This is a genomic window from Sunxiuqinia sp. (assembly GCF_055140945.1).
On the sequence record NZ_JBSQYS010000041.1, the window covers coordinates 1 to 21,134 of the forward strand.

22 protein-coding genes are annotated in these 21,134 nt (G+C 40.3%); 12 read left to right on the forward strand and 10 right to left on the reverse strand.

The window, feature by feature from the left end; genetic code table 11:
- The 3 genes from ACTB00_RS16210 to purE form a co-directional block, all read right to left on the reverse strand.
- Positions 1 to 700, reverse strand: a 700-nt coding sequence (locus ACTB00_RS16210) for a ComEA family DNA-binding protein (protein ID WP_463300956.1), incomplete at its 3' end; no start/stop codon positions are given.
- Positions 697 to 1,512 (reverse strand): hypothetical protein, encoded by an 816-nt coding sequence (locus ACTB00_RS16215; protein WP_463300957.1) that lies wholly within the window; start codon positions 1,510 to 1,512, stop codon positions 697 to 699. The genes ACTB00_RS16210 and ACTB00_RS16215, both read right to left, overlap by 4 nt.
- A 75-nt stretch (positions 1,513 to 1,587) precedes the next feature.
- Positions 1,588 to 2,103, reverse strand: a complete 516-nt coding sequence (purE, locus tag ACTB00_RS16220; protein WP_449655404.1) for a 5-(carboxyamino)imidazole ribonucleotide mutase — start codon at positions 2,101 to 2,103, stop codon at positions 1,588 to 1,590.
- Positions 2,104 to 2,202: 99 nt separating this feature from the next.
- On the opposite strand from purE, the gene hpt reads away from it, so the two are divergent.
- From hpt to ACTB00_RS16245, 5 genes are all read left to right on the forward strand, one after another.
- Positions 2,203 to 2,742, forward strand: a complete 540-nt coding sequence (hpt, locus tag ACTB00_RS16225) for a hypoxanthine phosphoribosyltransferase (protein ID WP_463300958.1) — start codon at positions 2,203 to 2,205, stop codon at positions 2,740 to 2,742.
- Between the two features lie 44 nt (positions 2,743 to 2,786).
- Positions 2,787 to 3,359, forward strand: coding sequence for an adenylate kinase (locus tag ACTB00_RS16230; protein ID WP_463300959.1), 573 nt, complete (start codon positions 2,787 to 2,789; stop codon positions 3,357 to 3,359).
- Between the two features lie 84 nt (positions 3,360 to 3,443).
- Positions 3,444 to 4,436, forward strand: a complete 993-nt coding sequence (obgE, locus tag ACTB00_RS16235; protein ID WP_321288531.1) for a GTPase ObgE — start codon at positions 3,444 to 3,446, stop codon at positions 4,434 to 4,436.
- The gene (locus ACTB00_RS16240) at positions 4,436 to 5,122 is read left to right on the forward strand and encodes a phosphatase PAP2 family protein (RefSeq protein WP_463300960.1); all 687 of its coding nucleotides are present in this window, start codon (positions 4,436 to 4,438) and stop codon (positions 5,120 to 5,122) included. The genes obgE and ACTB00_RS16240 overlap by 1 nt, the downstream gene beginning before the upstream one ends.
- Positions 5,123 to 5,129: 7 nt before the next feature.
- Complete coding sequence (locus ACTB00_RS16245) at positions 5,130 to 6,923, forward strand: MutS-related protein (protein ID WP_463300961.1); 1,794 nt, start codon at positions 5,130 to 5,132, stop codon at positions 6,921 to 6,923.
- A 3-nt stretch (positions 6,924 to 6,926) separates the two neighbouring features.
- Here the strand turns inward: ACTB00_RS16245 and thiL are convergent, their stop codons facing one another.
- Positions 6,927 to 7,976 carry a thiamine-phosphate kinase gene (gene thiL / locus ACTB00_RS16250; RefSeq protein WP_463300962.1) on the reverse strand — a complete coding sequence of 350 codons (1,050 nt, stop codon included), beginning with the start codon at positions 7,974 to 7,976 and terminating at the stop codon, positions 6,927 to 6,929.
- A gap of 147 nt (positions 7,977 to 8,123) precedes the next feature.
- On the opposite strand from thiL, the gene sufB reads away from it, so the two are divergent.
- The 3 genes from sufB (at position 8,124) to sufD (ending at position 11,753) form a co-directional block, all read left to right on the forward strand.
- The gene (gene sufB / locus ACTB00_RS16255; RefSeq protein WP_463300963.1) at positions 8,124 to 9,569 is read left to right on the forward strand and encodes a Fe-S cluster assembly protein SufB; all 1,446 of its coding nucleotides are present in this window, start codon (positions 8,124 to 8,126) and stop codon (positions 9,567 to 9,569) included.
- A gap of 76 nt (positions 9,570 to 9,645) precedes the next feature.
- Positions 9,646 to 10,395, forward strand: coding sequence for a Fe-S cluster assembly ATPase SufC (gene sufC / locus ACTB00_RS16260; protein WP_463300964.1), 750 nt, complete (start codon positions 9,646 to 9,648; stop codon positions 10,393 to 10,395).
- Positions 10,392 to 11,753, forward strand: coding sequence for a Fe-S cluster assembly protein SufD (gene sufD / locus ACTB00_RS16265; RefSeq protein WP_463300965.1), 1,362 nt, complete (start codon positions 10,392 to 10,394; stop codon positions 11,751 to 11,753). The genes sufC and sufD overlap by 4 nt, the downstream gene beginning before the upstream one ends.
- Before the next feature lie 62 nt (positions 11,754 to 11,815).
- Here the strand turns inward: sufD and ACTB00_RS16270 are convergent, their stop codons facing one another.
- On the reverse strand, positions 11,816 to 12,430 hold the full coding sequence (locus ACTB00_RS16270; RefSeq protein ID WP_463300966.1) for a transposase: 615 nt from the start codon (positions 12,428 to 12,430) through the stop codon (positions 11,816 to 11,818).
- Between the two features lie 192 nt (positions 12,431 to 12,622).
- On the opposite strand from ACTB00_RS16270, the gene ACTB00_RS16275 reads away from it, so the two are divergent.
- The 4 genes from ACTB00_RS16275 to ACTB00_RS16290 all read left to right on the forward strand — a co-directional run bounded on the left by ACTB00_RS16275 (position 12,623) and on the right by ACTB00_RS16290 (position 14,627).
- Positions 12,623 to 13,843 (forward strand): cysteine desulfurase, encoded by a 1,221-nt coding sequence (locus ACTB00_RS16275; protein WP_463300967.1) that lies wholly within the window; start codon positions 12,623 to 12,625, stop codon positions 13,841 to 13,843.
- A 129-nt stretch (positions 13,844 to 13,972) separates the two neighbouring features.
- Positions 13,973 to 14,173 carry a hypothetical protein gene (locus ACTB00_RS16280; RefSeq protein WP_463300968.1) on the forward strand — a complete coding sequence of 67 codons (201 nt, stop codon included), beginning with the start codon at positions 13,973 to 13,975 and terminating at the stop codon, positions 14,171 to 14,173.
- Entirely contained in the window at positions 14,170 to 14,442 is a 273-nt protein-coding gene (locus tag ACTB00_RS16285; RefSeq protein WP_463300969.1) for a type II toxin-antitoxin system RelE family toxin, read from the forward strand. The genes ACTB00_RS16280 and ACTB00_RS16285 overlap by 4 nt, the downstream gene beginning before the upstream one ends.
- An 11-nt stretch (positions 14,443 to 14,453) precedes the next feature.
- Positions 14,454 to 14,627, forward strand: coding sequence for an aminotransferase class V-fold PLP-dependent enzyme (locus ACTB00_RS16290; RefSeq protein ID WP_463300970.1), 174 nt, complete (start codon positions 14,454 to 14,456; stop codon positions 14,625 to 14,627).
- A gap of 19 nt (positions 14,628 to 14,646) precedes the next feature.
- On the opposite strand, the gene ACTB00_RS16295 is transcribed toward ACTB00_RS16290, so the two are convergent.
- The 5 genes from ACTB00_RS16295 to ACTB00_RS16315 all read right to left on the reverse strand — a co-directional run bounded on the left by ACTB00_RS16295 (position 14,647) and on the right by ACTB00_RS16315 (position 20,999).
- A complete protein-coding gene (locus ACTB00_RS16295) occupies positions 14,647 to 16,713 on the reverse strand; it encodes an ArnT family glycosyltransferase (protein ID WP_463300971.1) in 2,067 nt (688 codons plus the stop codon).
- A 22-nt stretch (positions 16,714 to 16,735) separates the two neighbouring features.
- Positions 16,736 to 17,791 (reverse strand): hypothetical protein, encoded by a 1,056-nt coding sequence (locus tag ACTB00_RS16300; RefSeq protein WP_463300972.1) that lies wholly within the window; start codon positions 17,789 to 17,791, stop codon positions 16,736 to 16,738.
- Positions 17,792 to 17,794: 3 nt separating this feature from the next.
- Positions 17,795 to 19,219, reverse strand: a complete 1,425-nt coding sequence (locus ACTB00_RS16305) for an MBOAT family O-acyltransferase (RefSeq protein ID WP_463300973.1) — start codon at positions 19,217 to 19,219, stop codon at positions 17,795 to 17,797.
- Positions 19,220 to 19,222: 3 nt separating this feature from the next.
- Complete coding sequence (locus ACTB00_RS16310) at positions 19,223 to 20,056, reverse strand: polysaccharide lyase (RefSeq protein WP_463300974.1); 834 nt, start codon at positions 20,054 to 20,056, stop codon at positions 19,223 to 19,225.
- A 205-nt stretch (positions 20,057 to 20,261) separates the two neighbouring features.
- Entirely contained in the window at positions 20,262 to 20,999 is a 738-nt protein-coding gene (locus ACTB00_RS16315) for a hypothetical protein (RefSeq protein WP_463300975.1), read from the reverse strand.
- Positions 21,000 to 21,134 lie beyond the last annotated feature (135 nt).

Consider the following 21,134-nt stretch of genomic DNA (forward strand, 5'->3'; position numbering starts at 1 on the left):
CTTGCCAGGCTGTTAATCCTTGCCCAAACCGAACCAGATAGTCGCCCAAATAAAGACGATGCTTTCCGTCCTGAAAGTCGAAATTCAGATAGCCGCTGTAGTAATCAAACCCGACGGGATTCGCTTCACAAAAAAAAGATTCGCCGGCATCCTTCTCCGCAGTTAAGCCAGCATGTAATCCGGTCCCCGAGTACCGATACCGGAGATACAACTTTTCAGGTGAGCCTAGGTATTTTCGCGGTTCTTTATACCCCTTTTGCTTTTCTAAAAGCCGAATCGCTCTTAGCATCACTTCCTGTCTTGGACGAAATCGAAAACGCTTTTTATCTGACTCTCCAAACGACACAAAAGCCTGCAACACCCGAATTAAATCCGGGTCAAATCCATCAATGCTGTTTAATTCGAATGGTGAATAAATCTGACCATATCTTTTGCGGTAATCCAGCAAATTGGCGATTTGTAGTCCCGATAAGAAATAGAGCCTTTCGAAATCTTCACGAGTAGCTTGATTAATGTTGAACGGCTGTTCCCTAATCAATTGCAATTCTTCAGTCAACTGTGCTACATCGGCATTTTCGTTCTCCGCAACGACCGCCTCTATCATGCTTTCCAATGCAGCTTGAAATTCATAATCGGGAACCTGCCCTAAAGCCAAAGTCTGGACAACTGAAAAGGCGATATAAAGAATCAGTCTTTTCATGGCAATTGGTAATAAATTGAAAATGACGGCGTGTATCCCAAAACCTGATGATAAGTAAAGGTTAAGTCGGTTTGAAAGTGCTGTAGAGAATAACCCACTCCCATTGCGAATTGTCGTTGACGGCTGTCAGCCCCAAGACGTAACTGAAATTGATCTTTCAGCTGGATCTCCATTCCGGCACAAAACCCGACAGCCTGCTTTTCCCATTGCTTCATCTCGATAGTAAAAAGCACCGTCTTCTCAAAAAGTTTGTGCGCTCCTACTCGCCAAATCAAAGGGAAATCATAACTCATGGCCAAGTGCTGAAGACTCACTTCCGAAGGATTGAACAGTTGAGCACCAAGCCAAAAATCTTCCGATAGTTGAAATTGAATACCCAGATCGACAAGCAGGGCTCCTGATCGCAGATCATTTTCAGCCAGAGATAGCTGATGATAATGAAATTGAGCCCCTCCAAGTAAGCGTTCAGCCAATCGTTTGGACACCGAGGCGGACCACTTATTCTCGCGATAAGCGTGATAGCCAAACTGATAAAATGAAAATCCGAAGTTGGTCTTTGCTATGGGAATTACAAGAAAAGCAGAAGTTGTTTGAAGTTCGTCCAGTAAAAATCGCCTTTCGTAGTTTAAACCGACCGATGTTAATTTTACCAAGGCAATTCCCGCAGGGTTGGACCACACGGCAAGCGGCGATTGCAAACTTACACTGGCATTGCCTACTGCTTTAAATCTCGCCGGAGTATGAAAGACTTCCTGCCCTTCGGCGTCAACACACAACAATACAAAAATAACAAAAACGACTTTTTTAATCATAACAAAAGGGTGTAACAGGTACACCCTTAAGCACAAAAGCAACGTTAAGTTACAATATTTTAGCTTAACAAAAAACTAATTTGTTTTGAATTTAAACTTTACCTCTGACAAATCTTTATTGGCCTTTACAATTTTGTCTTTTAACTCCTCTTTAAAATTCTCCAATTTGCCCATCAACTCTTTGTCGCCCAGCGACATCATCTGAACAGCTAAAATTCCGGCATTGCGGGCTCCGTTTATGGCCACCGTAGCAACCGGAATTCCCGGAGGCATTTGCAAAATGGCTAACATCGAGTCCCAGCCATCCAAACTTGCTTTTATGGGGACACCTATAACCGGCAGCGTTGTCATTGCTGCAATTACTCCAGGCAAGTGGGCAGCCATTCCTGCTCCTGCAATAATCACTTGAATTCCCCGCTCCTTTGCACCCTTTGCAAAACGCTCCACTTCTTCCGGGGTGCGGTGCGCCGACAAGGCATTAATTTCAAAAGGAATTTCAAACTCGTCTAAAATTTTTGCAGCACCTTCCATCACACTCAAATCAGAAGTGCTTCCCATTATGATACTTACTTTCGCTTCCATCTTTTCAATTAATTTTTGTTTCTTTGTAACTTTTTAAAATCAGAGCTAAAATAATCGAAAATAAACAGATTAAAAACTCTTCTTTCCAATAACAAAAAAATCGGGGCAATGAGTAACATTAAAATATTAGATAAAGAGTTCGAATTATTTATCCCTTACGAGAAAATTCGTTCGGTAATTGAGGAAATGGCTGATAAAATGAATGAAGAGCTGGAAGGAAAAAACCCACTGTTCCTCTGCATTTTAAACGGATCGTTTATGTTTGCAGCCGAAATTTTTAAACGAATTACCTTACTCGATGCTGAGATTTCTTTCGTGAAACTCGCTTCATACTCCGGAACTCAATCAACCGGAAAAATAAAAGAATTAATTGGCTTGAATGAAAGTCTGGAAGGAAGAACGGTTGTTATTTTAGAAGACATTGTGGATTCGGGGATAACAATTGACAATACGATTAAACAGCTTCAGGATCACAAGCCGGCAGAGGTTCAAGTTGCCACTCTGCTACTAAAGCCCGATGCACTTGTAAAAGAAGTAAACCTGGACTACATCGGCCTCGAAATCCCAAACGATTTTATTGTTGGATATGGGCTGGATTACGACGGACGTGGTCGCAATCTGATCGATATTTTCAAAGCAGTAGAGTAGTTAAAGAAGGATACTCAAAAAAAACCAAAATAGATATTACCAACATGTTAAATTTAGTTTTATTCGGTCCGCCGGGTGCAGGAAAAGGAACCCAGGCCGAGTTTTTAATTGAAAGTTTCGGGCTTATTCATTTGTCAACCGGAGATATATTACGCAATGAAATTGCCGCACAAACCGAGCTTGGCCTACAGGCCAAAAAGTTTATGGATAAAGGAGAACTTGTAACCGATGAGGTCGTAATTGGTATGATCAAAAATAAACTGACAGCCAATTCAGAAGCTAAAGGTTTTATCTTCGACGGATTTCCAAGAACGGTAGCGCAAGCAAATGCACTGGATGCAATGCTTGACGAAAATAAAACTCCGATTTCTGCCATGCTATGCCTGGAGGTTGAAAAACAAGAGTTGATTAACCGACTGCTCAACCGAGGCAAAACATCTGGACGTTCCGACGACCAGGACGAATCGATTATTGAAAACCGAATTTCAGTTTATCACGAAAAAACAGCCCCCATCAAAGATTACTATGCTGCACAAAACAAGCATTTTGATATTGACGGAATGGGATCTGTTGAAGAAATTGCAGCGCGCCTGAAAGAGACCGTAAAAACACTTTAATAGAAACAACACAACTTATAAGACGAATGTATTATAATACGTTCGTCTTTTTTTGTTTATTTTGCACTGTAACAAAATGATACCATGGCTGAAAATAACTTTGTTGATTACGTAAAAATATTCTGTCGCTCTGGAAATGGTGGCTCAGGATCAACTCACCTGCGAAGAGAAAAGTTTGTCCCTAAAGGTGGCCCTGACGGTGGTGACGGAGGACGTGGCGGCCATGTAATTGTAAGAGGCAATGCTCAAATGTGGACACTGCTTCACATGAGGTACAAAAGACACATTTTTGCCGGACACGGTGCATCTGGCGGAGGGCACGGCAGCTTTGGCGCTGATGGTGAGGATATTACCATAGAAGTTCCGTTAGGAACTGTTGCGAAAGATGGTGAAACCGGTGAATTTCTTTTTGAGATTACGAAAGATGGCGAAACCCAATACCTGGTGAAAGGAGGACGAGGTGGCTTGGGAAACACCCACTTTAAATCGTCGACAAACCAAACACCACGCTATGCTCAACCGGGCGAAGACGGTGCTGAAGGCTGGAAGATTTTGGAGCTTAAAATTTTGGCTGACGTTGGACTTGTTGGGTTTCCGAGTGCAGGAAAATCAACACTCCTGTCGGTTGTTTCGGCGGCCAAACCTAAAATTGCTGACTATCCGTTTACCACGCTTGTTCCAAATCTGGGGATCGTTTCATACCGCGATCAGCAATCGTTTGTTATGGCCGACATTCCCGGAATTATTGAAGGGGCACATGAAGGAAAAGGCCTGGGACTAAGATTCCTTCGGCACATCGAACGAAATTCTATGCTTTTATTTATGGTTCCGGCCGATAGCAAAGACCACCGGAACGAATATGGTGTTCTATTAAATGAACTTGAAAAGTACAACCCGGAGTTGCTGGACAAAGAACGCTACCTGGTAATCAGCAAATCGGATTTTCTGGATGAAGAACTGAAACAGGAAATTAGTTCCGAATTGAAAGATATTCCGCATCACTTTATTTCGTCGGTAGCCAATCAGGGAATTATAGAGTTGAAAGATAAAATCTGGCAAATTTTGAATCCTTCGTAATGGCATTTATCGAATCCATAAAACAACTTGATCAATCCATATTCTTTTTTTTCAATGGAATGCACAATTCGTTTTGGGATATTGTCATGTCACTGCTGACCAAAACCGGAACCTGGGCTATTTTTTATCTTACGCTAATTATTTTCATTGTTCGCAAGTACAAAATGAAGGCACTTGTAATCCTCATATTACTTGCGCTCACAATTGTCATTAGCGATCAGGTGTCTGTTTTTTTTAAGGAAACTGTTAAGCGGTTTCGCCCTACTCACGAACCTGCTATTCAGGATTTGGTGTACTATGTGCACAGCAGAGGCGGCTTATTTGGTTTTTTCTCATCGCACGCCACCAACTCGTTTGCAGTTGCTGTTTTTACGGCTCGGCTGTTCAAAAATACTCGTTACCAGTTTTTAATCTACTTTTGGGCTATTCTGGTGAGTTATACCCGCATCTATCTTGGAGTTCATTATCCTTTCGACATCCTGACAGGAATGTTGGTTGGCATTTTAATCGGTCATTTTATCTACAAGTTGCTCGTTATTGTCGAAAATCGGTTTTTACTGCTTAAACTCCCCAAGCTGGAACACACCGGACTCACCAACGAGGAAAGCTATATCATCATGCTGGTCTTTTCAATTTTCATTACCACGATATTATTGTCGGCAAGCCAGCTGGTCCGACTTCAATAAATAAAACATGAACCAAGACCTTTTTCATGAATACGAGAAATTTTTGACCTACGACCAGCAAAAGCTGGCAACTCTAAAAAAGCAAATCAGACAATTGGCGCTCTTTCGCTTTTTAGCATTTGTTGGAATTATTCTATCCCTGATTTACCTACCTAAAGTTTCAGGCTGGATTGCCTACCCGCTCGCAACAGCCGGCACCATATTATTTTTTTATTGGATTAAAGTTTTTCTGAAAAAGGAAAAAGAAAAAAAGCTCTTCACCAATCTGGTCGATATTAACCAAAAAGAATTACTGGCTCTGGGTGAAGAATATAGTCAGTTCGAAAGTGGAAAAGAATTTATCGATCCACATCATCATTTTACTTTTGACTTGGACATTTTTGGCCCGGGATCATTGTTTCAATTTATTAACCGGACAGTTACTCAACTAGGGAAAAAGAAACTGGCAGCATTTTTAGGTCAACCGGAAAGAGACATTACGACTCTGCAAGAAAGACAAGCGGCTCTGGTCGACTTGGCGAAACACACAAGATGGCGCCAGTTTTTTGCCGCCAAAGGGCATAGCCACGATGAGGAAGACTTTTTCCTGCTGCAAAAAATTACTCAAAAGTCAACCATTCAGAACCCGAAAACGATCAAACGTTTGCTCATAATTCTCCCGATACTTTCGTCCGTTTCGTTTTTGGTTTGTCAGTTCACAACCATTCCATGGGCACTGTTTATTTTATCATTAGTCATTAATGGCGGCGTATTGGTTTATCATCGAAAAACAATACAGTCATTTTACAAGCTATTTGGCAGTCAGTCTAAGTTATTGGCCAGATATCAGGAATTGTTAATTCTTATCGAAGACAAAGAGTTCAGTTCTCCAAGGCTGAAAGAGTTGCAAAACAAGCTATCCTGCGAAAACAAAAAAGCGAGCACTCTAATCGACAAGCTTCAGCGCACAATGGCTCGATTCGACTATCGCCAGAATATTATAGTGGGGCTTGCATTAAACGCCATTTTACTTTGGGATTTACGCTGCAGTTATCAGCTTTACCAATGGCAAGCGCACTATAAAAATTCAATCAATCTTTGGTTTGATGTGATTGCAGAATTTGACGCTTTATCAAGCTTTGCCAACTTAAATCATAATCATCCGGAGTGGACGATTCCCAAGTTTGAAGATGGCGAATTTCATGTCACAGCCAACGACCTGAAGCATCCGCTAATTAAGTCGGCAAAATGCATTGGTAATGATTTTCGGCAAAACGGGTTGGGGCAAATTGCGATAATCACCGGAGCCAACATGGCCGGAAAAAGTACGTTCCTGCGCACCATCGGCGTCAACATGATTCTTGCAATGAACGGCTGCCGGGTTAATGCCAGCTGGCTGAGCTTAAAACCCATTCAGCTTTTCACCAACATGCGAACGACCGACAACTTGCAAAACGATGAATCATACTTCTTCGCCGAACTACTGCGGCTGAAAGCCATCTTGGATGAAATCAAGTCGGGGCAGGAAGTTTTTGTTATTATTGATGAAATGCTGAAAGGAACCAATTCCGAGGATAAGCTTTCCGGCTCCATCAAATTAATTGAGCAACTCATCAGTTTAAATGCTGTTGGCATTGTTGCAACACACGACCTTAAATTAACTTCGTTAGCAGAGAAGTACTCAAAAAACGTCAGCAACAAGTGCTTCGAAATTCAACTAAATAACGACGAATTAATTTTTGACTACAAACTAACCGATGGAGTTACGTCAACCATGAATGCCAACTTCCTGATGAAAAAAATGGGAATTATTCCAAACTAAGTTTTATTTCTCTTCTTCTCCAATCGGATTCCATCCTTGCGCTTGCAGTGGAATCGCAGCACCGGCTCCTGTTACCAGGTTCGTGCCTGAGCTTTCTTCAACAATATGCCCAATAATGGTAATGTCGGGGTCATTTTTAATCCGATCGTGATCAGTTAGTGGAACCGTAAAAAGTAGTTCGTAATCTTCGCCACCATTCAACGCCGAAACCAGTGGGTTGATGCTCAACTCATCGGCAAACTTCCGGGTTTGATAGTCCAACGGAATTTTCTCCTCATAAACACTACACCCAACTTTTGATGCTTTGCAAATATGAATCAGCTCCGACGACAGACCATCTGAGATATCAATCATGGCGGTTGGTTTTACACCAATATTCTTCAGCGCACGAATCACGTCGCCACGGGCTTCAGGTTTCAACTGACGTTGTAAAATATAGTCGTAACCTTCGAGCTTGGGTTGCTCTTTCGGATTCACTTTAAATACCTCATTTTCGCGTTCCAGCAATTGCAGTCCCATGTAGGCACCACCCAAGTCACCCGACACACATACCAGGTCGTTTAATTGAGCTCCGTTCCGGTAAATCAAATCCTCCTCTTTGGCAACACCAATCGCCGTTACACTAATGGTAAGTCCGGTTAACGAGCTGGTCGTATCGCCACCAACCAAGTCAACTTTATATTGCTCACAGGCCAAGTGAATTCCGGCATAAAGTTCATCCACTGCCTCAACCGAAAATTTATTGGAAATAGCAACCGAAACCGTAATTTGGGTTGGCGTTGCATTCATCGCAAAAACATCAGACAAATTCACAATCACCGCTTTGTATCCTAAATGCCTCAACGGCACATACATCAAATTAAAATGAATGCCTTCGGTCAGCAAGTCGGTCGTTACAACAGTATGTTGGTTTTCAAAGTGAAGAACAGCAGCATCATCGCCAACTCCTTTCATCGTGCTTGGTTGGCGAAGCTGAATATCCTTCGTCAACCGTTCAATTAATCCAAATTCTCCTAATGTCGACAGTGCTGTTTGTGTGCTTGTATTATCCATGTTTTAAATATCAGACCTTTGGGTGTGTATATATTGTTTTCAACTGCAAAAATAGCTTTACTTGCTTATCTTTGCAATTAATTTAAACAGTCTATTTTATCGTTTGTTAATACAAGCGTACAATTAGAACGAACTAAATAGAGGGATATGGAAGAACAAGATAAGATTTTACACGAGGTAACCTCGCAAGAATATAAATTTGGATTCGTCTCGGATTTTGAGTCGGACTCCATTCCTAAAGGACTGAGCGAAGATGTAATACGACTAATTTCGGCCAAAAAAAATGAACCGGAGTTTATGTTGAATTTTCGGTTGGATGCTTATCGGAAATGGTTGGAAATGCCAATGCCAGACTGGGCATATTTAAAAGTTCCACCAATCGATTTTCAGGAGATCATTTACTATTCAGCTCCAAAGAAAAAACCACAGTATGAAAGTTTGGATGAAGTCGATCCTGATTTGTTAGAGACATTTAGCAAATTGGGTATTCCTTTGGAAGAACAAAAAGTGTTGGCCGGAGTTGCCGTTGATGCTGTAATCGACAGTGTTTCAGTAAAAACAACATTTAAGGAAACATTGGCCGAAAAGGGAGTCATCTTCTGTTCATTCAGTGAAGCAGTGTTGGAACACCCTGATCTGGTTAAGAAATATCTGGGAATGTCAGTTCCTACATCAGATAATTTCTTTGCAGCATTGAACTCAGCGGTTTTCTCTGATGGGTCATTCTGCTACATCCCAAAAGGAGTTCGCTGTCCGATGGAGCTTTCAACTTATTTCCGTATAAATGCTGCCGGAACCGGACAGTTTGAGCGTACCTTGATTATTGCTGAAGACTCCAGCTACGTGAGCTATCTGGAAGGATGTACAGCACCAATGCGCGATGAGAACCAGCTTCATGCAGCAGTAGTTGAAATTATTGCACTCGACAGAGCCGAAGTAAAATACTCAACCGTACAAAACTGGTATCCGGGAAATAAAGAAGGAAAAGGCGGAGTTTACAACTTTGTAACCAAACGTGGCATTTGCCGTGGTGAGTCTTCAAAAATTAGCTGGACACAAGTCGAAACCGGTTCAGCCATCACCTGGAAATATCCAAGTTGTATTTTGATGGGTGATAATTCGGTTGGCGAGTTTAACTCGGTTGCTTTAACCAACAACCACCAACAAGCCGACACCGGAACCAAAATGGTGCACATTGGTAAAAACACCAAAAGTACCATCATCTCTAAAGGTATTTCAGCCGGCGTTAGCGACAACTCTTATCGTGGTTTGGTAAAAGTATTGCCCGGCGCTATCAATTCGCGAAATTTCAGCCAGTGCGACTCCTTGCTTTTAGGTTCAACTTGTGGTGCACATACTTTTCCCTACATCGAAGTGGGTAATAAATCATCCATCGTTGAGCACGAGGCGACCACTTCTAAAATTGGTGAAGATCAGATTTTTTATTGCAACCAGCGAGGCATTTCAACTGAAGATGCTATTGGAATGATTGTGAATGGATATGCAAAAGAGGTGCTGAATAAATTGCCAATGGAGTTTGCTGTTGAAGCGCAAAAGCTACTGGCTATCAGCCTTGAGGGAAGTGTTGGATAATCTTGAATATTAATATAAAATTTTGAGTTTGTTCCGGAGAGGAGCTCAAAACTCAGAACTCGAAACTACAAATAATATGCTTACAATAAAGAATTTAAGAGTTGCTGTTGAAGGGAAAGAAATCCTGAAGGGAATCAACCTTGAAATTAAAGCTGGCGAAGTACATGCCATTATGGGACCAAACGGTTCCGGGAAAAGTACGCTCGGCAATGTGCTGGCCGGAAAAGAAGAGTACGAAGTTTTAGACGGAGAAGTGATATACGAAGGCGAAGACTTGTTGGAACGCTCGGCTGAAGACCGTGCCCGCATGGGAGTGTTCTTAGGTTTTCAATATCCTGTTGAAATTCCGGGAGTGCCAATGGTCAACTTCATAAAAACATCGGTTAACGAACACCGCAAGTACAAGGGTTTAGAGCCCCTAACAGCGGGAGAGTTCCTGAAGCTGATGCGTGAAAAGAAAGAACTGGTACATCTTGATTCTCAGTTGACGAACCGCTCGGTAAACGAAGGATTCTCGGGTGGAGAGAAAAAGAAAAATGAAATCTTCCAAATGGCGATGCTGGAACCCAAATTAGCGATTTTGGACGAGACCGATTCCGGTTTGGATATTGATGCCTTGAAAGTTGTTTCAGACGGTGTTAATGCCTTGAAAGATCCAAGTCGTTCAACCATTGTTATTACTCACTACCAGCGTTTGCTCGACTACATTGTACCCGACTTTGTTCATGTATTGTACCAAGGGAGAATTGTAAAATCAGCCGGAAAAGAACTGGCGTTGGAATTGGAAGAAAAAGGATACGATTGGCTTAAAACAGAAAATGTATGACATTGACCGCAAAAAAGATAGCACTTAGCGAAAAATACACGGAGCTGTTTTATGCAAACCAAAATAAGTTGGATGAAGGTTCATCGAACTTGTTTAACCGAATGCGTGAAATTGCTTTCAAGCGTTTTGAAAAAGCCGGAATTCCCGGATTCAAAAACGAAAACTACAAATACACCAACCTCGAACGAGTATTTGGCAAAAATTATCGACATGTTTTCGAATACGAGAAAGTTGATGTTGATCTGAATGAAGCATTTCGTTGCGACGTTCCTCAACTGGATACGCATGTTGTGCTTTTAGTAAACGGATGGTATTACGCTAAAAATCAGCCTTTGGAGAACTTACCAAAAGGGGTGGTGGTTGGAAGCATTAAACAGATTGCCAACGAAAAACCCGAATTGGTAGAAAGCTACCTAAACCGTCAGGCTGGTTTGTCTGACGACCCGATGGTGACCTTAAACACCGCTTTTGCACAGGATGGTTTTTTCATGTACGTGCCCGATCATGTTGTTTTCGAAAAACCGATTCAGGTCATCAACATTATGCGATCTGAAGATCCTGTTTTTACGACGCAGCGAAATTTGATTGTTGCCGAAAAAAATAGTCAGACCAAAGTCGTTTTCTGTGATCACACCATGAGTGATTGTGAGTTTTTGGCAAACAATGTTACGGAAGTATTTGTCGGGGATGATGCAGTTGTTGATGTTTACACCATTCAGAACCAAAACAATAAAGCGAACTCGGTCAACTCGTCGTTTTTCAAACAAGGAACAAATTCAAACTTGTTAACGAGTGTTGCAACCCTGCATGGAGGTTTGATCCGCAACAACCTGAAAGTTGAATTTGCAGGAGAACATGCCGAAGCCAACGTTTATGGCATCTCGTTTACCGATAAAAAACAGCATGTTGACAATTATACCAACATTGAGCATGCTCAGCCAAATTGCTTGAGTAATCAGGTGTATAAAAATGTGTTGGATGAAGATTCTGTTGGAGCTTTCACCGGACGGATTCATGTGGTTCGCGATGCGCAAAAGACCAATGCGTTTCAGCGAAACAATAATGTGTTGCTAACCGACTCGGCTCAAATGAACACGAAACCTCAGCTGATTATTGATGCTGATGATGTGAAATGTAGCCACGGTGCCACTATCGGACAAATTGATGAAGATGCTTTGTTTTACCTGCGCGCCCGGGGAATCGGTGAAGACGATGCCCGAATGATGCTGATGAATGCCTTTGCACACGAAGTGGTGCAAAAAATCCGCATCGAACCACTTCGCGATCGTATTGACGAACTGGTTGAAAAGCGACTAAAAGGTGAATTGGCGAAATGCCACTCTTGCGATAAAAATTAATTCGATCTATTTTAACAGATGAGGGTCTCACTCAAAGTGAGACTCTCATTTTTTGTCTCCATCTATATCAATCCAAACTCTTCTGCCCTCTGTCTATTTACCAACTTTCCATTTCGACCGTCACAATAATCTGGAACAGAGCAAAATTCCCAACTTGTCGACTCATCACATAGATTTGCAGCAACCGGATTTTGATGAATATACTTGAAGCAGACTGCCGGATATTCTTTTTCAGAACTAGACTGACTAATAATCGTTCCATATTCCATATCGAACCAAGCTTTGTCAATACCATCGTGCCGGGTAAGGCAGATAGCTTTGGTATGCTCTTGAAAAAGTGATCCATTCGTTTTTTCTTGCTTCTGAATCGCTCTTGTATAAGTTCGAAGCATGATTCCAATAGATTCATTAAATGTTCTGTTTTTAGCTGAACTTTTATTGAGAATTTCACTTCGAGTGAGCCTCTCAATAAAAGCGGGAAGCTCAACATGATTCACATACACCATTAAGTGAAAATGATTTGGCATTAAACACCAAGCTAAAATATCACCATACGGTGTGACGTATTGCTTAATCTTTTTTAAAAAGAAAAGGTAATTATCGCGTTGATAAAATATCTTTTGTGAGATATTACCTCGATTATAAATATGATAGAGGTGGTTCTTTTCAAAGTGCATCTTAATTTTAAAGTTATGAAAATATTAGTAATAGTACCTTTCTCATAAATGATCCGCTTCAATAAAGACTTTCGCAAAATAGATTACCTAAAAACATTAGTTTTGTACGACTGTTAATTTATAAAACACATTAAGAGCCTCACTTAAAGTGAGACCCTTAGTTGCAGACGCTTTCATTTTAATCCAACAATTATGACACTCGATATTGCCAACATACGGAAAGATTTTCCCATACTCGACCAAAAAGTTTACAATAAACCATTGATTTATTTCGACAGCGCAGCATCCTCACAAAAGCCTTTGTGTGTTCTGAAAAAAGAGGAACAGTTGCATGTAGAGTATTATGGAAATATTCATCGGGGAGCTCATTATTTAGCCGACCAGGCAACGAACGATTACGAAGCGGTTCGCGACTCGGTAAAAGATTTTATTCATGCTGAATCCAGAGAAGAAATCATTTTCACCAAAGGAACAACTGAAAGCATTAACCTGGTTGCCTTTTCGTTTGGCGAAGCTTTTGTAAGCAAAGGCGACGAGATTATTGTTACCGAAATGGAGCATCATGCCAATATTGTTCCGTGGCAAATGATGGCTGAACGCAAAGGAGCCAAAATTGTCAAATTACCTTTTGCAGATGATGGCCGGTTAGAGATTGAGAAACTAAACGAACTGATCAGTGAAAAAACGAAACTAATCGCACTAGCTCATGTGTCAAACACATTGGGAACGGTCAATCCTGTGAAAGAAATCATTAGCAGAGCTCATGCAAAGGGAATAAAAGTATTGGTTGATGGCGCACAGGCAATGTCTCATCTTAAAGTTGATGTGCAGAAACTGGATGCTGATTTTTACGTTTTCTCGGCACACAAGATTTATGGCCCCAATGGCGTTGGCATAATGTATGGCAAAAAGGAACTGCTCTACAAAATGCCACCCTACCAAGGTGGAGGAGAAATGATTTCGGAAGTGACCTTTGAAAAAACAACCTACAACGAACTTCCTTATAAGTTTGAAGCCGGCACGCCGCACATTACCGGAGTAATTGCCTTTGGAGAAGCAATCAGCTATCTCCGGAACTTAACCATTGAAGCGGTTGCTGCTCACGAACATCGGCTATTGGAATATGCCACAACGAAAATGCAAGAAATTGCCGGCATGCAGATTTACGGCACCCAAAAAGAAAAGTCGGGCGCAATCACCTTTAATATTGATGGGATTCATCCATTCGACCTGGGGACGATGCTGGATAAAATGGGCATTGCCGTTCGCACTGGCCGCCTCTGCGCCGACCCGGTTATGGACCACTACCAACAGCCAGCCATGATCCGAATTTCATTTGCGGTTTACAATACAATGGAAGAAATTGATCAGTTTATTACTGCTTTGAAAAAACTGGTGGTGATGTTGGGGTAAAATAACCATTCTCACTCTCCCTTTCTGTCCAAAGTTACTTCCGGTGCTGAAATCCATAAAACATTTGCAGCCATAGAATTTCGCCTTTTCCGGGTTAAAATTTGTAAGTTTGTTGAAAACAAAATATAGATGAAAACAATCGTGATAAATATCAAGGAAGGATCCAATGCAAAACGCATACTAGAAGCGATCCAACTTTTAAAAGGGGTTGAAAACGCGACAATTGCCACTGATGAAGAATTGGAGAATATCTCCATGTTGAAAGCATTGAAAGCAGGTCGCAAAACCAGAAAGGTCAGCAAAGAAGAAGTGTTAAATGCCTTGAAATGAAAGTGGAATTCCGCAATTCTTTTTTAAAGGATATCAAAAAAGTAAAACAAACCGCGATCAAATCCCTGATCAAAAAGGTTATTGAAGATTGCGAACAAGCTGACACAATTAGCGACATTCCTCATTGTGAGCCGCTTCATAGCAGGGGTAAATTTTTCAAAATTAAACACGGACAATACCGACTTGGGGTATATATCGACAAAGGAACTGTTGAATTTCTAAAATTTGGCACCCGGCAAAATTTCTACAAAGACTTCCCTCCTTTTTAAGCCTATCCTCCATGCCCGACAAAATGGGAATCGCCGTACGTACCGGTCGACTGTGTGCCGATCCGGTGATGGACCACTACCAACAGCCAGCCATGATCCGAATTTCATTTGCGGTTTACAATACGATGGAAGAAATTGATCAGTTTATCGCTGCACTGAAAAAGTTAGTGACCATGTTGGGATAGCATAAAATTTCAACAAAGTCTAGTCAGAAAAAACCATCAATTTAACAGCGAAGTCGTCCAGGTACATTTCAGCTTGCTCCGGGTTGAAAATATAAATCTTCAGCACCGACCCGGACTCTATTTTGTCCAGATCAATTTGCTCGTTGATATAAACAGGCATCCAATTACCAAATGATTTGATCTGATTTTTGAACGAAATTCCCTTCCAGAGTGAGTGTTCTTCTTCTCGTTCAACCGAAATAACGATAGATGGATCAGCATCATCAATCATATTGATGTAGAAAGCTGATTCGATGATCAACTGATGTATATTTTCTAAACCTAAAGAATCCAACTTGATTGCTATCGTTGATGAATATTCGCCGACCCGGGAAGAAAAACTGCCTGAATAAACATGCTGCTCATCCTTTTGAAAACCGGACCAAACTGAATTAGCCGATTCAAAATTGTTAGTCGACTGAAAGATCACCTCAGGTTCACTGAATTCTTCAATTCGGAAAAGCTGAATGTTTAAAACTGAATCTTCAAAAACAACTTCTCCTACCTGGTTTTCTTGTGCATAGAAAGGTAAGTTTTGTTTTGTCAAATTACTCAGATAGCTGGTGTACCAGTTCTTCAATACAAAAACAGGAACTCCAGGAACGGTATCCGCCGGTTCAAATTCAGAATAAGTATAAAACTTACAAACTGAATTGTTATTAAAACCGTCAAGGTATTTAGCCAGATTTTTCTGTACCTGATCTGTAATGACGACACAAGGTTCTGTTTTGGATAGAAGCTGCTCCTTAACGATTCTTTCTTGCTTGCTGAAGTTTACTTTCCGGGCATAAACAACCATTTTTATTGGAGCTATTAATAAAGCAACAAGCAATAAACAGGTAAATCCAACTGCTTTCCATTTCGATTTATTGAACACAAACCAAATCAACAAAACAATGAGTAGTGGAAAATAGAGCGTCCAACTTATTTCGTATTTCATCAAAACAGAGATGCCAAAAATTACCAAAGTGATCAGGATTAAGCGCAAAGGTGCTCTCTGCTCCAGGAACAGTTCTTTCATTGCCAAGGCGGCAGCAATAGCAGCAATTGGGACAATAAACAAATAGTGGCGCGGATCGAGACACATTGGCGAGTAACTTGTTGCTGAAATACTCAAAAAATTAGAAGACAACAGTAAAACAATTGCCGAACCAGTAAAAAAACTAGCCTTATCATGCTGTAAAAAAAATCGCCTATTGAACAGCTTTCTGGGCATGGCAAACAGAAAGATAAACGGCACAAGCATCGATTGCTTAATCAACAAGAGCACAAATTCGTATGAAATTCGCTTTAAAGTAAACATTAAAGGCTGCTCTGAGTAACTGCATAAATTGAGGTAACTGTTTTGAAAAATGGACTGAAACCGAACGAGAGCTTGCCCGGCATAAATCTGCCAAAAAGCAAGGTACAAGCCGATAAGTAATATTGTTGATAATGAAAAAAAAATCCAGAATCTAACATGTCTTTTATTTAGCAGGTCAGTGAGGATAAAGTAGGTAAACAGCGGTAAAAGCAAGATGATGGTTCCCTTAGTGTTAAAACCCAAAAACAAACTAAACGCAGCTGCAAACGCATACCACCCCAAAGAAATGCTACTTTTTCGGAACTTAAATTGATAGACAAAAAAGACCGCCGAAAGAGAAAACAATGCTACAAATGAGTCCGGCATCAATTTATCTGAATAAAACAATGTCCACGAACTCAAACTAAAAAGTGCCAGTCCGATCGTAATAATTGCAGGTTTCTCCTTCTTTAAAATGAAGAATATAAGCAGCAAGCTTACAATTGTTACCAACAATGCAGGAAGTGCTGAAGCAAAATCATTAATCCCAAAGAATTGATAAGACAAACTTGTCAGTCCAATTAAGGTAATTCGAAATGAAAAATGATCTTCAGCGTTGAAAATGCCATTTGACAAATCGTTGGCCAGCTTCGCGTAGTGCAAATCATCGTAACCGAAATGTCCTAAGTAACCCAAAAAATGGTGTAGAATCAGAATTCCCACGAATCCAAGTAATATCGGCAATTTTATAGTTTGATCTTTCACTCTCCTGTAGTTTCAAATATTATTATTGATTTTGCTTGAAAACATCCTCAAGCACTTCTGGTTTCAGATGTACACCATCATAAAAATCAGCCGCTGATAAATTCAATTTACTCGGGTTAGTAGCTCCAGCAACTTTCAGTTGATAATTTTTTGCTACTCTCAACAAATAATCATCAACCTTAAAAACACCCTTGTATTTTGGCGATTGCTGCATCAGCCTGTATGTTTCGGGGTGGTAGGGTGGAATATAAAGAATCACCTCACATTTTTTAGCTTTCAAGTGGTTGACAAAATCTTCAAATAACTGGCATTGCAATACCGATAGTTTATTGAAATGCTCGTCACCACTGGAGTAAAAATAGTCAGTTGCCCTTTGTTTTATTTCATCTTCGGAAGCGTTAACCACATCCTTCGGAAGCAAACGCACACCGCTTGGCAAAAACATCATCTTATTGTCAGCAATAGAATTGCAAATCTCAAAGGTTTCTGTTTTTCCCCGTTGCCTGAACGATCGAACCAAGTAGCGAACTGAAAAAAGCTCCTTTATCCATTCTTTTTGAAGCACCCATTTTGATGGGAATTGACTTGCAGATAGATCTCCTGTTGTCTGAAGCATTTCCACAAAATCTCCCCGATAATTCAGCCAGCGCTTTTCTGAAAAAGAACTGCCAAACAACCATTGGTCGGCACAAATAATAATGGTTTGGGGCATTATTGGCTTTTGCTTTTTCTCAAACAGGTTCAGAAAAGCATACATATCCTGAAAAGTGCAATTGCTAACCGAAGCGTTAAAAAAAGTTTTTCCCGGAAAAGCTTCTTTTGAAAGCCCCAATGTACGACTTGAGCCCAGTACCAAAACTTCAGGATTTCCCGGCAATGTTTCAATCCAATATTTTTTGAGCAACCTGGAATTAATATTCACCGGCCCACTTATCATCTTTCCATTTGAAAGCGCTTCAACCAACTTAGGAATATAGTCCCTTCGCAGTGTATAATCAGGATCAAGCAAATAGTTTGTTCCTCCAATAAGAACCAAAGGAAGCAAAAGAATGATGAATATTTTTTTGGCAACTTGCATACGTTAAAACTGGAAATAAATAAAAATTCGATCGGTTTGAAAAGCAAATAATATCGATAAAATTACAAAATAATAAGCCACGTATCGCACCAAAGGTCTTGCAGATCCGATATCGAGCCCATGTCTTTTATCTCGCTGAATCCATTCTCCACAAAACAAGATGGCAGAAAAGAAAACTCCAACTAAAACATGTTTAGTTTCAACAATCCGATTTAAGCTAATTCCATCTTCGATACGAATGATCCGTGCAATAAATTGAAAAGCCTGGCTGATATTTTCGGCTCTGAAAAATATAAAAGCGAAACATACCAAAGCAAAAGTTAGAAAAATTACTGGCAACTGATTAATTCTAATTGGCGTGTCCTTTTTTTCTTTTGAGAATGGCTTCGTTATTAAATAGAGCAGTCCGTGTATCGCTCCCCAAACAAGAAAAGTCCAGTTGGCTCCATGCCACAATCCGCTAATAATGAAAGTTGTCATCACGTTTAGTCCCTGCCTGATTTTTGAACAACGATTTCCGCCTAAAGGAATGTACACATAATCGCGAAACCATGTTGACAGGCTAATGTGCCAACGCGTCCAAAATTCTCGAATATTTCGAGAAAAATAGGGTGAGTTAAAATTCTGCATTAAGTCGAAGCCCAACAAGGAAGCAGTACCAATAGCAATATTGGAATAGCCTGAAAAATCGCCATAAATCTGAACAGCAAAAAAAATAGCTCCCATGCACAACCAAGCGGAGCTCATCGTTTCTGAATTCGCAAAAATTTGATCAACTATAGGGGCTATACTATCGGCCACAGCCACTTTAGCAAAGAAACCCCATAAGAGCTGACGAAAACCATTGCTGGCCAGTTCGTAGTTAAATTGATGACGTTTTGCAAATTGAGGGAGCAGGTGTTTTGCCCGCTCAATAGGACCGGCAACCAACTGAGGGAAAAAGGCCACAAAAGTAAAAAAAGCGACCGCATCGTGTGTTGGCTGCAACCTTTTACGGTAAATATCAATGGTGTAACTGAGTGTTTGAAAAGTATAAAAGCTAATGCCAACCGGAAGAATAATATTTAGCGTTGAAGGATGAACAATATACCCGAACTGCTCCAGTAAGCTGGCTAGCTCAGCCGCAAAAAAACCGTAATATTTAAAAAAGAATAAAACGCCAAGATTAGCTCCCAGACTTATTCCCATAAATAATCGTTTCCGAACCTGAGTATTGGCTCTGAAAATAGAAATGCCGCAGAAATAATCGACCACTGAACTCAAAATAATTAAACCCAAGAAACGATAATCCCACCAGCCATAAAACAGGTAGCTAGCGGTTAAGAGAAACAAATTGCGAAGCTTTCCGGAATAACGGTTGAAAATTCCCCAATAAAGGATCAGTACAAGAGGGAAGAAAAGTACAAATTCAATCGAATTAAAAAGCATGCGTTATGGATTGGTCATTTGAGTAGAAACGCGAAAATCATCAAAACAAATATATTGATCTTTTGCCGAAGTCCAGCTTAAATCATCACCTCCCATAAAGACACTATAAAAGACTTGATCGATTTGAAGTTTTATGTCACGTCTAAAAAGTAAAGTGTCTTGAGAATAGGCTTTTTGCCCATCAAACCATGCTTCAATAATTCCATCCTTCTTTCCGGGAGTATTCATCTTGATGTGCTGTGTAATGGTATGCCATTTACCACGAGCAACCTGCAACGTATCTTTATCTGAGTTTTTCAAAAATAATCGTTCTCCCCATTTTGAAGATTGGTCAGGATAATAAAGATAAAAACTAAGCTTTCCCTCATCCCAAAACATCATTCGGGCGCTCCATCCGTCATATCCATCAGGGACATCTCCTCCACAGTTAGCCTTACCCCCAGCCAAACCAGGGAGTTTCCCACCTTTAATAAAGTCAAAGTCTTTCTCAAATTTGACCCGGTAACTAAAATAGTATTCATCTTGGGGAACAAGCGGGATTTTCCATTGGGCACCGACGATCGGATCATAACATCTGGCAGGAATCATCACCTGTAAAAAACGATTCCCGTCTTCCTCCTTGATAAAATGAGGATGAGGGGTAATTCCCAATTTGTAAAAAACAAAATCCTTTTTGCCACATACCAAGCTGGCTCCGAGCCAGATATCCTTAGTCGCTTTGTCTGTTAGTTTTCCGGTATCTAGTTGGCTAAAATCAATATTGAAATTAGTGTCATTTACTTTTTGCTCGGAACACGATGTTGCAATTAATAGTATATATAAAAATAGTCGTTTCATTCCTACCACATATTGATAATCAAAAAGATAGAAGCATTAAATCTATTTACATGTGTGAATCATTGCACATGTAAATGTACAAACATAATAGATTACATTTGACTTTCCCATTCTATTATAATTATGTAAGCATAAAACGTTAATTTTATCCCAATTACCTGTACGACAATTTCAAGAATATTGAATTTATGAAAAAAATCAAAGTTTATTCTCCAAACCGATTTCGAATGTACTCCCAATCTCTAATCTCTTCAAATTTACAAAAGCTCTCAATGGTGGAAGGATGTTGCAACAATGACTCAACGGTTACTTCAGGGATTTCACCACTGACCAGATCATTTCTTACAAAAATAAAGTTAAACCCCATTTCGTTCGCTCCCACAAGTCTGTAACCTTTCTGACGAGCCAAATTTCTCATTGCTACTGGAGAAGCTCCATGATAAACCGGATGTTTCCCGGGGAAGAAATAACCCGGATCATAAGGAACAACAATATCCTCATAGCCAAATTCATTGTGTGTTTCAATAATCACAACTTGAGGACTGACAACCTCCAAAGCATCCCAAATCCAATAGTCATTTCCGTCAATATCAATAGACAATAAGCCTATCTCTCCTTCAAATCCAGCCTCTTTGATAAGCTGATTAATATTTTCCCGTTTTACTTTATCACATACAAATTTTGGTGAGTAGTTCCATGGATGTGGATATTTTGAATAGAACTTTTTGCCTCGTTTTATTGCCTTTGCATTCCCGTCAATAAAAAGACCATGCCAACCAAAGTTAAAATGCAGGTTTGCGCTATTACTATTCACTCCATCATCTGACCCAATCTCAACAAAAGTTTTATTCGTCATTCCGATTATTGAAAATACAAATAACAGCTTCCCATCTTCTTCGAATTGAGAAAAAACACGAAACCCGGTTTCGTGCAGCTTTGGCATATTATTACTTTTCATACAGTCTTGGTAATAATGATATAATTGCCGTTGGCTGATTTGTGTTGAAGGATAGAACCGGTTTCTAATCTTTGTGATTAGAAAAATGTCTTTAAGTAGATTCCTTATTAAGCCCATCGT

Excerpts from the sequence above, each read along its gene's own strand:
- ACTB00_RS16240 (WP_463300960.1), top strand. The coding sequence starts at position 4,436 with ATGGCATTTATCGAATCCATAAAACAACTTGATCAATCCATATTCTTT.
- ACTB00_RS16310 (WP_463300974.1), bottom strand. The coding sequence starts at position 20,056 with ATGAAACGACTATTTTTATATATACTATTAATTGCAACATCGTGTTCC.
- sufB (WP_463300963.1), top strand. The coding sequence starts at position 8,124 with ATGGAAGAACAAGATAAGATTTTACACGAGGTAACCTCGCAAGAATAT.
- ACTB00_RS16270 (WP_463300966.1), bottom strand. The coding sequence starts at position 12,430 with ATGCACTTTGAAAAGAACCACCTCTATCATATTTATAATCGAGGTAAT.
- ACTB00_RS16245 (WP_463300961.1), top strand. The coding sequence starts at position 5,130 with ATGAACCAAGACCTTTTTCATGAATACGAGAAATTTTTGACCTACGAC.
- ACTB00_RS16290 (WP_463300970.1), top strand. The coding sequence starts at position 14,454 with ATGCCCGACAAAATGGGAATCGCCGTACGTACCGGTCGACTGTGTGCC.
- sufC (WP_463300964.1), top strand. The coding sequence starts at position 9,646 with ATGCTTACAATAAAGAATTTAAGAGTTGCTGTTGAAGGGAAAGAAATC.
- hpt (WP_463300958.1), top strand. The coding sequence starts at position 2,203 with ATGAGTAACATTAAAATATTAGATAAAGAGTTCGAATTATTTATCCCT.
- ACTB00_RS16305 (WP_463300973.1), bottom strand. The coding sequence starts at position 19,219 with ATGCTTTTTAATTCGATTGAATTTGTACTTTTCTTCCCTCTTGTACTG.
- ACTB00_RS16215 (WP_463300957.1), bottom strand. The coding sequence starts at position 1,512 with ATGATTAAAAAAGTCGTTTTTGTTATTTTTGTATTGTTGTGTGTTGAC.
- ACTB00_RS16285 (WP_463300969.1), top strand. The coding sequence starts at position 14,170 with ATGAAAGTGGAATTCCGCAATTCTTTTTTAAAGGATATCAAAAAAGTA.
- ACTB00_RS16300 (WP_463300972.1), bottom strand. The coding sequence starts at position 17,791 with ATGCAAGTTGCCAAAAAAATATTCATCATTCTTTTGCTTCCTTTGGTT.
- obgE (WP_321288531.1), top strand. The coding sequence starts at position 3,444 with ATGGCTGAAAATAACTTTGTTGATTACGTAAAAATATTCTGTCGCTCT.
- ACTB00_RS16230 (WP_463300959.1), top strand. The coding sequence starts at position 2,787 with ATGTTAAATTTAGTTTTATTCGGTCCGCCGGGTGCAGGAAAAGGAACC.
- sufD (WP_463300965.1), top strand. The coding sequence starts at position 10,392 with ATGACATTGACCGCAAAAAAGATAGCACTTAGCGAAAAATACACGGAG.
- ACTB00_RS16315 (WP_463300975.1), bottom strand. The coding sequence starts at position 20,999 with ATGCCAAAGCTGCACGAAACCGGGTTTCGTGTTTTTTCTCAATTCGAA.
- ACTB00_RS16280 (WP_463300968.1), top strand. The coding sequence starts at position 13,973 with ATGAAAACAATCGTGATAAATATCAAGGAAGGATCCAATGCAAAACGC.
- thiL (WP_463300962.1), bottom strand. The coding sequence starts at position 7,976 with ATGGATAATACAAGCACACAAACAGCACTGTCGACATTAGGAGAATTT.
- ACTB00_RS16275 (WP_463300967.1), top strand. The coding sequence starts at position 12,623 with ATGACACTCGATATTGCCAACATACGGAAAGATTTTCCCATACTCGAC.